11 protein-coding genes are annotated in these 11,786 nt (G+C 68.3%); 5 read left to right on the forward strand and 6 right to left on the reverse strand.

Going from position 1 to position 11,786, the window contains the following annotated elements:
• Window positions 1–7: 7 nt before the first annotated feature.
• Genes sctT through sctC form a run of 4 tightly spaced genes read left to right on the forward strand, consistent with a single transcriptional unit; the run spans window position 8 to window position 4,242 of the window.
• Window positions 8–808, forward strand: a complete 801-nt coding sequence (gene sctT / locus AC6LJ9_RS07985) for a type III secretion system export apparatus subunit SctT (RefSeq protein ID WP_498147137.1) — start codon at window positions 8–10, stop codon at window positions 806–808.
• The gene (gene sctU / locus AC6LJ9_RS07990) at window positions 805–1,866 is read left to right on the forward strand and encodes a type III secretion system export apparatus subunit SctU (RefSeq protein ID WP_498147138.1); all 1,062 of its coding nucleotides are present in this window, start codon (window positions 805–807) and stop codon (window positions 1,864–1,866) included. The genes sctT and sctU overlap by 4 nt, the downstream gene beginning before the upstream one ends.
• A 31-nt stretch (window positions 1,867–1,897) precedes the next feature.
• Window positions 1,898–2,269 (forward strand): type III secretion system chaperone family protein, encoded by a 372-nt coding sequence (locus AC6LJ9_RS07995; RefSeq protein ID WP_498147139.1) that lies wholly within the window; start codon window positions 1,898–1,900, stop codon window positions 2,267–2,269.
• Complete coding sequence (sctC, locus tag AC6LJ9_RS08000; RefSeq protein ID WP_498147140.1) at window positions 2,266–4,242, forward strand: type III secretion system outer membrane ring subunit SctC; 1,977 nt, start codon at window positions 2,266–2,268, stop codon at window positions 4,240–4,242. Before AC6LJ9_RS07995 ends, sctC begins: the two co-directional genes overlap by 4 nt.
• A 35-nt stretch (window positions 4,243–4,277) precedes the next feature.
• Here sctC and AC6LJ9_RS08005 read toward each other — a convergent pair whose 3' ends face one another.
• The 6 genes from AC6LJ9_RS08005 to AC6LJ9_RS08030 form a co-directional block, all read right to left on the reverse strand.
• Complete coding sequence (locus AC6LJ9_RS08005; RefSeq protein ID WP_498147141.1) at window positions 4,278–4,883, reverse strand: sigma-70 family RNA polymerase sigma factor; 606 nt, start codon at window positions 4,881–4,883, stop codon at window positions 4,278–4,280.
• Between the two features lie 339 nt (window positions 4,884–5,222).
• Window positions 5,223–5,894, reverse strand: a complete 672-nt coding sequence (locus AC6LJ9_RS08010) for a response regulator (RefSeq protein ID WP_498147142.1) — start codon at window positions 5,892–5,894, stop codon at window positions 5,223–5,225.
• A 531-nt stretch (window positions 5,895–6,425) separates the two neighbouring features.
• Entirely contained in the window at window positions 6,426–7,646 is a 1,221-nt protein-coding gene (locus tag AC6LJ9_RS08015; RefSeq protein ID WP_498147143.1) for an ABC transporter substrate-binding protein, read from the reverse strand.
• On the reverse strand, window positions 7,643–9,649 hold the full coding sequence (locus AC6LJ9_RS08020; protein WP_498147144.1) for a SpoIIE family protein phosphatase: 2,007 nt from the start codon (window positions 9,647–9,649) through the stop codon (window positions 7,643–7,645). The genes AC6LJ9_RS08015 and AC6LJ9_RS08020 overlap by 4 nt, the downstream gene beginning before the upstream one ends.
• Before the next feature lie 8 nt (window positions 9,650–9,657).
• A complete protein-coding gene (gene alr / locus AC6LJ9_RS08025; RefSeq protein WP_498147145.1) occupies window positions 9,658–10,767 on the reverse strand; it encodes an alanine racemase in 1,110 nt (369 codons plus the stop codon).
• Window positions 10,768–10,825: 58 nt separating this feature from the next.
• Entirely contained in the window at window positions 10,826–11,239 is a 414-nt protein-coding gene (locus AC6LJ9_RS08030) for an ATP-binding protein (RefSeq protein ID WP_498147146.1), read from the reverse strand.
• A 178-nt stretch (window positions 11,240–11,417) separates the two neighbouring features.
• Between AC6LJ9_RS08030 and AC6LJ9_RS08035 the strand changes: the two genes are divergently transcribed.
• Window positions 11,418–11,777: an STAS domain-containing protein gene (locus AC6LJ9_RS08035; RefSeq protein ID WP_498147147.1), complete on the forward strand. Its 360-nt coding sequence runs from the start codon at window positions 11,418–11,420 to the stop codon at window positions 11,775–11,777.
• The last annotated feature ends 9 nt before the right edge of the window (window positions 11,778–11,786 follow it).

An 11,786-nucleotide genomic window follows, 5' to 3' on the forward strand; every position in this document is an offset into this window, starting at 1 on the left:
GAACCACATGGCCGCCGGCGTCACCTACGAGGAAGCAAAAATACTGTTGGGAACGCTGGCTATGACGCAACCGCGCATCCTGGGCCTGTGCATGATGCTGCCGCTGTTCAACCGCAGCCTGCTGCCCGGCCTGCTGCGCTATGGCGTGGCGGCCGCGCTGGGACTGGTGCTGGTGCCCGCGCTGGCGGCAGATTACGCCAGCTGGAGCGGCGGGATCGGCGAGACGCTGCTGATCGTGGCCAAGGAAGCGTTCGTGGGCATGACGATGGGCTTCATCGTGGCGCTGCCGTTCTGGATCTTCGAGGCGGCGGGCTTCGTCATCGACAACCAGCGCGGGGCCAGCCTGGGCTCGACCCTGAATCCGGGCACGGGCAATGAATCCTCGCCGATGGGCATCCTGTTCAACCAGGCCTTCATGGTCTTCTTCATGATCAGCGGCGGCTGGTTCCTGCTGGTCACCCTGATCGTGAACAGCTTCCAGGTCTGGAGCATCTGGACCTGGTGGCCGACGCTGCGCCCGTCATCGGCGCCGCTGATGCTCGACATGCTCGACACCCTGATGCGGATGACCCTGCTGTACGCCGCCCCGGCGGTGGTCGCCATGTTCCTGGCCGAGGTCGGGCTGGCGCTGGTGAGCCGCTTCGCGCCGCAGCTGCAGGTCTTCTTCCTGGCCATGCCGATCAAGAGCGCGCTGGCGCTGCTGGTGCTGATTCTCTACATGAAGGTGCTGTTCGGCTATGCCTGGGAGAGCGTGGCGGGCGTGAACGACATCCTGCCGTTCCTGCGGCGGGAATGGGCGCCGCAATGAGCGGCGAGAAAACCGAACCGCCCAGCCAGAAGCGGCTGCGGGACTCGCGCAAGAAGGGCGATGTCGCCTACAGCAAGGACTTTACCCAGACCGTGCTGGTGCTGGCGCTGTTCGGCTACACGCTGGGCAATGCCGGCGCGATCTTCGAGGCGCTGGGCCGGATCATCCTGACGCCGGCGAATTTCACCGGCATTCCCTTCGGGGCTGCCATCAACACCGTGCTCGACATCCTGCTGCAGGAGCTGATCGCCATCAGCTTGCCGTACCTGGGCATCGTGATCGGCATGGGCATCTTCGCCGACGCCATGCAGGTGGGGCTGGTGCTGGCGTTCCAGAAGCTGCTGCCGTCCGCCAAGAAGATCAACATCATGGCGAACCTCAAGAACATCTTCTCCAAGAAGAACCTGGTGGAGTTCCTGAAATCCACCGCCAAGATCGTGTTCCTGTCGGTCCTGGTCACGCAGGTGATCAAGGACGCCATGCCCGAGCTGATGAAGGTCCCGCACAGCGGCCTGGCCGGCATGGGGGCCGCGATGGGCAGCATGATGCGCACGCTGGTGGTGAACATCGCCGTGGCGTACTTCGTCATTTCGGTGGCGGACCTGGGCTGGCAACGCATGCAATACCGCAAGGGGCTGATGATGTCCAAGGAAGAAGTGAAGCAGGAATACAAGGAAATGGAGGGCGATCCGCACATCAAGCACGCCCGCAAGCACCTGCACCAGGAAATGGCCATGAACGACACGGTGCAGAACACCCGCAAGGCCTCGGTGGTGGTGACCAATCCGACGCACCTGGCCATCGCGCTCTTCTACGAGGAAGACAAGGTGCCGCTGCCCGTGGTGCTGGCCAAGGGCGAGGGCGCGCTCGCCGCCGCCATGGTGAAGGCCGCGCGCGAGGAAGGCATCCCCGTGATGCAGAACATTCCACTGGCGCGCGCGCTGATGGCGCAGGGCAGCGTCGACCAATACATACCCGCCGAGCTCGTCGTGCCCACGGCGGAACTGCTGCGCCTGTTGCGCCAGCTGAACGACCAGGGAACCCATGACCATGGATAGACCGCCTATACACCCGCTCGTCGCGCATTGCATGAGCGCCTATGACATTCCGGAAAGCGCGCTGGCCCATGACGGAGGCATTGCCATCACGGTGGACGAGGTCTACAGCCTGCGGCTGGTGCCGCTGGCGCAGGGATGGCTGGGCGTGAAGAGCCGCCTGTGTCCCTTGCCTGCGCCGGGCGACGACAGGGATGAGCTGATGCTGCGTTGCGGCGGGTTCGCGTTCGGCATGCTGCGCAACTCCCCCGGCTCGATGACGATCGACGCCACGGGGGAAAGCCTGCTCCTGCAGATGATCCTGCGGCCCGACTGCCGGGCCAAGGGTTTTCCAGATCTGTTGGGGGATTTCGTCAACGCCTTGTCGGCGTGGCGCACCATCGCCCGCTCGGGAGGATCATTGTGAAACGACTGATCGCGGCCGGGGCCTGCGCGCTGGTCCCCGCGGCGTCCGCATGGTGCGCGCCCTCCTGGCCCAACGCGGCCTACAGCTACTACGCCAAGGGCGAAAGCGTGCAGGACGTGCTGCGCGATTTCGCCGGCGGCTTCAGCCTGGCCCTGCAGATGACGCCGGGCCTGCAAGGCACCGTCAGCGGCAAGTTCAACGCTTCCAATCCCACCGACTTCATGGACAAGCTGGGCGGGGTCTATGGCTTCAACTGGTTCGTGTATGCCGGCACGCTGTTCGTCAGCCGCGCCAGCGACATGGCCACGCGCACCGTCAGCGCCATGGGCGGTTCCATCGGCAATCTGCGCCAGGCGCTGACGCAGCTGGGCGTGCTGGATGCGCGCTTCGGCTGGGGCGAGCTGCCCGACCAGGGCGTCGCGCTGGTCTCCGGGCCGCCTGGCTACGTGGAACTGGTCGAGCGCACCGTGGCGGCCCTGCCGGTCGGGGCCAGCGGGCAGCAGGTCGCGGTGTTCCGCCTCAAGCACGCATCGGTGAACGACCGCGTGATCAGCTACCGCAACCAGCAGGTCGCCACGCCCGGGCTGGCGACCGTGCTGCGCAACCTGATCCAGGGCAGCGGCGCCGGCGGCAATGCCGCCCTGGCGGAGATCGCGGCGCCGCTGCGCGACAATCCGCCGCGGGTGCTGGAGCCCGAGGGGGCCAAGAGCGAGGCCGCGCCGGTCGCCAGGAATGCCGCCGAAGCGCCGCGCGGCGCCAGGACGCGCGAGCCCTCGATCCAGGCCGATACGCGGCTGAACGCCATCGTGGTGCAGGACATTCCCGACCGGATTCCGGTCTACCGGCAGTTGATCGAACAGCTGGATGTGCCCAGCACCCTGGTGGAGATCGAGGCGATGATCGTGGACGTGAATTCCGAGGCAATCAGCGAGCTGGGCGTCAACTGGGGCGCCAATGTCGGCCGGTCCAGCATCGGCTATGGCGATCTGGCGCTCAAGCCTTCCGGCGGTTTGCCGGTGGACAGCGCGGCCAAGCTCAACCCCGGCACGCTGGGGCTGAGCCTGGGAACCTCGCTGGCGGCCAGGGTGCGGGCGTTGCAGAGCAGGGGCGCCGCGAACATCCTGTCGCAGCCGTCCATCCTCACGGCCGACAACCTGGGGGCGATGATCGACCTGTCCGAGACCTTCTACATTTCGCTGCGCGGCGAGCGGGTCGCGACGGTCACGCCCGTGACGGTGGGCACCTCGCTGCGGGTTACGCCGCGTTATATCGCGGCCGCCCAGGGCGGGCAGGTTGAGTTGACCGTCGACATCGAGGACGGCAGCGTCCAGAGCGAGGTGGAGATCGATGGCCTGCCGACCGTGCGCAAGAGCAATATCAGCACGCTGGCCGTCGTGGGGGACCAGCAGACCCTGCTGATCGGCGGATACAACAGCAGCCAGAATACCGAGCAGGTCGACAAGGTGCCGCTGCTTGGCGACATTCCGTTCCTGGGGGCCTTGTTCTCCAGCAAATCCAAGACCGTGCAGCGGCGCGAGCGGCTGTTCCTGATCCGGCCCAGGCTGGTGTCCATCAACGGCGTCACGGTGGCGACGCCCGCCAATATCGTGACGGTGGCGAATCCTTCGTTCGGCGACGCCGTGGCCGCGCCATGGGATGAAAAGCCGGCGGCGTCGGCCGCGCAGTTCCTGGAGCGGATACAGGGCGGCAGCGGCCTGCGGGCCATCGACGGCAGGCGGGCGGTGATCCAGGATACGCAGGCCGGGAACACAGCGCCGTCATGGCCCGCCGCGCCCGCGGGCGATTCCGCGCCGCTGGCCATTCCGGTGCCCCAGGTGCAGGATCCCGCGTTGCTGAACCCGTTGCGGGACGGCGGCGCCATCCCCGCCGCGCGGCCTTCCAAGCCGCCTGCAGGCGCATCGCGGGACTCATCCGGCCGGGATTGGAACGCGCCCTGGTATAGCGGCGCGTGATGATCGGGTTGCGGGGCCGGGGCCCCGCAACCGCTTCAGAAGGGCAGCACGGCCCCTTGCTCTTCCATGCGTTGCCGCAGCGCCGCGCGGGCCCGCGACAGGCGGCTGCGCACGGTGCCCAGCGGCACGGCCAGGATGTCGGCGATCTGCTCGTATGAGAGGTTCTCCATGCCCGCCAGGTTGAGGATCTGGCGCATGTTCTCGGGCAGCGATTCCAGCGCCGAGCTCAGCACTTGCATGATTTCGCGCTGCGCGGCGATCTGTTCCGGATTCGGCTGCAGGCAGGCGTGATGCGTGAGCGCGGTCTCGCAGACAAAGTTGTAGCGCTGCTCGGGCGCGCGCGACAGGTAGTTGCGCACCAGGTTCAATGCGATGCCGTACAGCCAGGTCGAGAGCTTGGAGTCGCCACGGAAATCGGCATAGGCATTCGAGGCTTCGATGAACGCCTGTTGCGCGATGTCCGCCGCGTCGGCCTCGTTGCCGATGCGGCGGTTGACGAAGCGGCGCAGGCGGCTGCCATGCTCGCAGACCAGTTCGTTGAAGAGGCGGTTCATCGACACGGGCGACAGCGTCGCGGCAGGGGCTGCCGTGGCGGCGTGCTCGGACGGGGAAGTCGTGGCGGATTTCGTGAGAGTGTGCATGAGGGTCGGCCTTCTTGACAGCACCCGGCATGGCTCACGGAGCCGGGCTTACCGTTGACCGAACTCATTGCGCGGGCAAAAGGCTCCCCGCGCTTCGGCGGCTTGCGCCGAGGCTGGGCGTCGCGATGAAAGCGGTCGGGCGGCTGATGGCCGGATCGCGGGCCTGCTGTTGAACAGGCCGTCGAGTTCCACCAGCACGATCAATCCAAAGCTTGTGGATGGAGACTCTACCGAGCGTCTTCTAAGCGACCAATACGACGTTCATCGTATTTTTTTGCCTATTCGCGGCCACGGGCGGGGAGGGCCGCGATGTGCACCATGACGGGGCGCGGATGCACCCTATTGAACGCCGAGTCGCACCGCGTAGGCGACCAGTTCGGCGGTGTTGTGGACCTCCAGCTTGCGCATCAGGTTCTCGCGATGCTTGCGCACCGTGAGCGGGCTGATGTACAGACGCCGCGCCACTTCCGTGCCGGTCGCGCCCGCCGCGATCAGGGCAAGGATCTGCTGCTCGCGGCGGGTCAGCGATTCCGCCGGCGCGGCGGGCGAGGCCGATGGCGCTTCGCTGGACGCGGCGGCGCGCGGCGCGGCGGGCATTGCACGCTTGAGCGCCAGCGCGTTGACAGCGTCCAGCAGCGTCTGCGTTTCGCCCTGCTTGAGCAGATAGGCTTCTACGCCGGCGGCGAGGACAGCGTCGCGCGTGTGCGTGTCCTGGTTGGCGGTCATGACGATGATGTGCAGCTCGGGATGCGCGTCGCGCAGCGCGCGTATCCAGCGCGATCCGGTGATGCCGGGCATGCCCAGGTCCAGCACCAGCAGGTCGATCTCGTGGGCGGCCAGCTGCGTCAGCACGCTCTCCGCGCAGGTGGCTTCCGCGACCACCTGCACCAGGTGTTCCAGCGAACGCTGCGATAGCACGAGCTTGACGCCTTCGCGCACCAGATGATGGTCATCGGCCACCAGGATGCGCAGGCGGGAACAATGGGCGTGTTGATCGATCGGAACATTCATGTGCTACCTCCGTGATGCGACAGGCGATCGGCCATCGGCGATGTGGACAGATACAACGTTTGCCGGGGGCGCCCTGTGCGCATAGGCGGGCGCAACTCTTAGTACCAGGGGGCGAGAGCGTGGCGCTCTTCTGATTGCTTTGTGGAACTGCGGTGACGCATGCGGTTGTGGAAAGGCGGGTTGCCGGCGTCCGGGTAGCGACCGCTGGCATGGCTGCCGCGCGTGGCGCGCGGCGGGTCGTGATCAAGGGCGGGAAGCGTCATCGGCCGCGGCCGGTGCGTTGCGTATCGGGGAAATCCCTAGAGTGGATCCCGGGGCGGGCATGCAGGCTGGCGGGCGCGCTTCCGTGGGCCGCTGAGGCGGACGGCGCGCGGGCTGCGGTTGTTGGATCATCGCCTTGTCCATCCTGTCGTCGGAATGCGCAGTGTTTCCATCACTGTATGAAGTGGATAGTAGGAGCGCAGTGGCAATTTTCCGACACATTATTCCCATAAATTGCGAAATAAAAACGGGTAGAAACGCATTTGTTTTTCAATGTTGGATAAACGTCACAGATTGCGCGGGGCCAGGCCCGTTCGCGAGTTCAAAGATATCGTCCGCCGCCAGCAGCAACTCCATGGGCGGATCGAAGCCGATAAGGCGCATGGTCTTGAAGTTGACGGCGATCCTGGCGGGTTCCCGCCAGAGCTGGCTGATGCGGCGAGGCGATTCGCCGCGCAGGATGCGGGCGATGATGGCGGCGTGGAACCGGCCCACCGAGGCATAGTCCGCGCGCGCCATGCTCAGGAGCAGGCCGTTCTGCACCTCCTCCGCGCCCAGCATGGCGAAACTGGGAATGCGCCTCGTCCGCAGCAGCGCCGCCAGGCGGCGCGTGATGTCGGCGGTCAGTCCCGAACTGACCGTCACGTACATGGCCTCGACCGTCGCGGCCAGGCGCTTGTAGCAGGTCAGGACGTTCAGTTGCGCCTGCGGCGCGCCGACGCCCGATGTTCTTGCCTGGCACGGGACCACGCGAAAGCCGCGCTCGCCGGCGACGCGCCGCAGCGCGTCCAGCGCGGCGTAGCCACGCCCCTCGGCGGTGTCCTCGTAGACCACGCCCAGCGTCCTGAAGGGAACGATGCTGTTGAACAGGCGTATCTGCTGTTCATAGCGTTCCGGCTCGACGCGGGCGTGCAGGTTCTCGCGCCCGCTGTCGGCCGCGCTGGCGACGATGCCGGCGCCGACCGGATCGCTGGCCGAGCCCACCACGGTGGGCACCGGCGGGCCGATGGCCGCCATGTCCTGTCCGGCCCAGGTGCCCATCGCGATCATCAGGTCCACGTCGCCCTTGCGCGTCAGCCGGTCCTGGATCGCCTGCCGCATCGCGGGCCGCGCGCTGGCATCGAAGTCGCCGGGCTGCCACCATGCGTCGCGCACGAAGCTGAGCGTATCGCTGCGCGCGTGCTCCGCGATGTAGTTCCAGGTCTGCCTGCCGTCCAGGCCGGCGGGGATCTCGCCGATGCTCAGCCAGCCCAGCTGCCGCAGTCCCTGTACCAGCGCGGCCAGCGTGCGCGGGTACTCCTGGTAGTCGCCGCTCTGCACATAGCCAAGGCGCCAGCGGCGTCCGCCCGGCCCGGGCCGGGGTTGCAGCGCGTCGGCGGATTGGACGGCGGGGGCTTGAGCCGGCGTCGACGGCGCGCCGGGTTCGTCCTGGGCGGCGGCGGGCGCGATGAGGAACAGGGCGGCGAGGATCAGGGGCGCGATCGGATTCATCGTATGCGTGCGGCGACCAGGGTGATGTCATCGGACTGTTCGGCCGCGCGGGCGTGCGCCTTGACGTCCGCGAGCACGGCTTCCAGCAGCGGCTGGCAGGCCAGTGCCCGCGCGGCCTCCAGGCAAGCCTGCAGGCGCGTCTCGCCGTATTGCAGCGACTCGGGATTCATGGCTTCCGTGACGCCGTCGGTATAGGTGAGCAACAGATTGCCGGGCTGCAGGCGGGCCGAAAAGCCGCGATAGGGAATACCCGCCTGTATGCCGCAGGCGGGGCCGCTGCGGCCGGCCAGGGGCCAGATATCGCCGTCCGCGACGCAGAGCAGCGGCGGCGGGTGGCCCGCGTTGGCCCAGCGCAGCTGGCGCGTGGCCGGATCTATCGTGGCGACGATCAGCGTGACGAACATGAGCCGGGGGTTGTTCTGGGACAGCCTGTCGTTGACCCGGGCCGCGATCATGGCCGGGTCGCTTTCGTCTTCGGCGACCGTGCGGATCAGGGTTCGGGTGACCGCCATGAACAGCGCGGCCGGAACGCCCTTGCCGGACACGTCCCCGATTACCAGGCACAGCTGGCCGTCCGGCATGGGGAAGTAGTCGTAGAGATCGCCGCCCACCTCCTTGGCGGGCACCATCAGGGCGTGCAGGTCCATGCGCCGGCACGCGGCGTCGGGCAACGGAGCGGGCAGCAGGCCCAGCTGTATGTCGCGGGCGACGTTCAGCTCGCTTTCGAAGCGTTCGCGCGCGGCGGTTTCCGACAGCAGCTGGCGGACGTTCCGGGACAGCCGGTCCGCCATGTGCAGGAACGAGGCGGCGAGGCGGCCGGTCTCGTCGCGGTTGCGCCGTGGCAGCGCCTTGATCTCGGGCGGGACGGGCTGGGGACGGGCGAGATCCTGCCCGGCCAGCTGCAGCGCATAGCGCGCCAGCTGGTTCAAGGGCCGGGCAAGCCGCGCGGCCAGCAGCCATGCCAGCGTCAGCGCCAGCACCAGGGTGGCGGCGAAGGCCGCGGCCTGGCGCTGCATCAGGCGCTGGGCCGGCGATTTCAGATCCTGCTCAGGAACGGCGCCGACCAGCGTCCATTTCAGGGGGGCGAAGTATGAGGTCTCGATCAGCCAGGCGCCGTGCTCGTTGGCGTAGGGCACGCGGCTGGAGGGACTGGCGTCGTCCTGGCGGCGCAACAGCGCGGCCAGCGGGCTGCCTGTTTGCAGGTCCGGGCTGGAGAGTATGCCGGCGAAGCGCGCGGGGGCCGGCGCGATGGCCCGGCCCTGGTCGTCCAGGATCATGACGAAGCCGGATTGCGCCAGCGTCAGCCGGGACAGCGTCTCCTTCAAGGCCTGCTCCATCTGCTCGCGGCGCCAGCGGGCGCGCTGCAGCGCGCCTTGCGTGCCGTCGTCGACCACCAGCATCCATTGCCAAGCGGGAAACTGCGTGAAGTAGGCATAGCGGGTTTCGCCGCCCCTGTAGCCGTCGTCGGGCCAGCGGAACAAGGTGTAGTCCATGCTCGTCGCGCGGTCGCGGGCCAGCATGGCGGCGGCGAACGCATGTCCCTTGATGTCCTTCAGGCCGGACAGGTCCGCGTCGATCAGCTCATGCCGGTTGGAGGCCAGGACGTGGAGCCCGGCGTCGTAGACGTACACGTCGTGGGGCGTGTCCAGGCTCATGCGGTTGATCCAGGCCCGCGCCAGGCCGCGCGCGGCGCCTTCGCCGACGACGCCCCGACGGGCCAGGTCGGCATAGGCTTCGGCCATGGCCTGCAGGGTCTGGCCCATGCGCCGCAGATCCTGCTTGCCGCCGGACACGATTTCCACCTTTTCCTGCAGCAGCGTGGCCCAGCGGCTGTCCAGGTCGCGTCGCAGCAGGTCCATGACGTTGCCGATGGCGTGCTGCTCGCCGGCGGCGACGGTCGAGGTGACGTCGCGCTGCGTGACCAGCATCATGGTGGTCGTCAGGCTGAGCAGGATGGCGACGACCAGGAGGAAGATCTTGCCGCGCAAGGAAGACAGGATCATGGCCGGAGTCAGCGTAGTTGCACCGCGAGGCGCGGATCGAGGCCGGTGAACAATTGCGCGGCCACCGTGCCGGCCTCGCGCGCCACGCGCTCGGCCGACAGGCCGTGGTCGCCCCACAGCGTGACCGGCGAGCCGACGCCGGCGGCCGGGAGGGCGGACAGGTCGACGGCGAGGGTGTCCATGCCGACGCGGCCCAGCACGCGGGACGGGCATGTTCCGACCCGGACCGGCGTGCCGGTGCGCGCGTTTCGGGGATAGCCGTCGGCATAGCCGGCGGCCACGATGCCGATGCGCATGGGCGCGGGCGCGATGAAGTCGCCGCCGTAGCCGACGGTGGCGCCCGCTTCCAGGCGGCGCACCGAGGTGATCGCCGAATACAGCGCCATCACTGGCCGCAGGCCGAGCGCGGCGGCGTCGACCTGCGCCAAGGGGCTGGCGCCATAGAGCGCCAGCCCGGGTCGGATCCAGTCTTCCGGCGGCGAGCTTCGTCCCGCTGTCAGCAGCGCGGCCGAGTTGCTACGGCTGACAGGACCGGGCAGGCCGCGGATCGCCAGGTCGAAGGCGCGGTCGCACAGGTAGCGCCTATCGGGTTCCTCGGCGTTCGCGTAATGCAGCAGATGGCCGACCGTCGATGCGCGTCCCTGGGCGGCCAGCGCCTGGGCGCGGCGATAGGCGTCGGAGTAGTCGCGGGGATCGAAGCCGGCATGGCCCAGGTCGCCCGACCAGCGCAGCCAGATGGCCGGCGGCCGCGAGACGCGGGACGCGGCAAGCCAGTCCAGCTGGTCCATGGCGCCGACCACGAGGTCGAGCGACATGTCGGCGAGATGGCCGGCCTCGTGCCGGTCGAACAAGCCGCCCAGGACCAGGATGCGGCCGCGCCACCCCAGGTCGGTTACGCGCCGGGCTTCGGCGAGATCGCGCACGGCCAGGCCGTCCGCCTTGGCCAGCGCCGCCAGCAGATGGGCCTGGCCATGGCCGTAGGCATCGGCCTTGGCCACGGCCCAGACCCGTGGCGGCCGTCCGCCGCGCGCATGGCGCAGGCGGCTAAGGTTGTGCGCCAGCGCCGAAGGGTCGATGACGATACGCAGCGGGCGCGCGGTGTTTGGCCGGGTGAGCATGTCGGTGCACATGGGGCATACGTGACCGTGGCCAGGCAATGGTTCCGAGGCCGGGGTCTCAACGCCCGGGCTGGAAGAACAGCGTGAGCTCGTTCTGGCCGTGGCGGCGCCGGTAGCGCATCGCGCGCGTGTAATGGCGCATCAGGCGCAAGCCTTGCCCGCCGGGTCGAGCCTGGTCCAGCGACGGAGCATGAGGGCGCGGCTGCGCGGCCAGTGGATCGAACGGCGGACCGTTGTCCATGATGCGCAGGGCCGCGATGCCGCAGCCTCGGGTGAAGCGCAGGCGCACGAGCGCGGCATGGTCTTGCGCGGACGAGGCCAGTCCGTACTTGAGGATGTTGGTCAGCGCCTCTTCCAGGACGAGCGTCGCCGCCAGCGAGTCCAGGGCGGGCCAGCCGTCGCGCAGGCAAAGTCCGGTCAGCCAGGTGACGGCGTCGGCCAGCGCGTCGTCGGATGGAGCCAGCGCAAGCATGGAGGGGCATCGGGCGTCGATCTGCATAGGGAAAGGCGGCGAGGGATGGAACAGCCTGTGTGGCCGCCAGGCGGCAAAGAGTTCACCGCCGCGCGCGGGTTCGCGAGGAACCGCGCGGGCCGAGCGCGTTACCCATGCCTGGAACGACCTTATCGGCATGGCAGGAGGACGGCACGGCATGAACTTGTACGTGGAGCACATCGACGACGCGCTGGTGGTCTGTCCCAGGGGACAGCTCAACAGCGCCAATGCGGCGGAATTCGAGGCCGACGTCCTCGCGCGCCTGGCGACGGGACCCGCGCGGCTGATACTGGACCTGGCGGGGCTGGACTACATATCGAGCGCGGGACTGCGCGTGGTGCTGGTGGCCGCCCAGAAGGTCCGGGAGCAGGGGGGCGTCCTGATCCTGTGCGGCCTGAGCGGCGCCGTGCACGAGGTGTTCGAGGTCAGTGGCTTCCTGGACATCCTGCCGATACGCGAGGACAGGACCTGCGCGTTGAACGTCAAGGCGCCGCCGCGCGCCGCGTCGGGAGCCTGAGATGCGGCC

This window comes from Achromobacter sp. 1011811831, assembly GCF_059760905.1.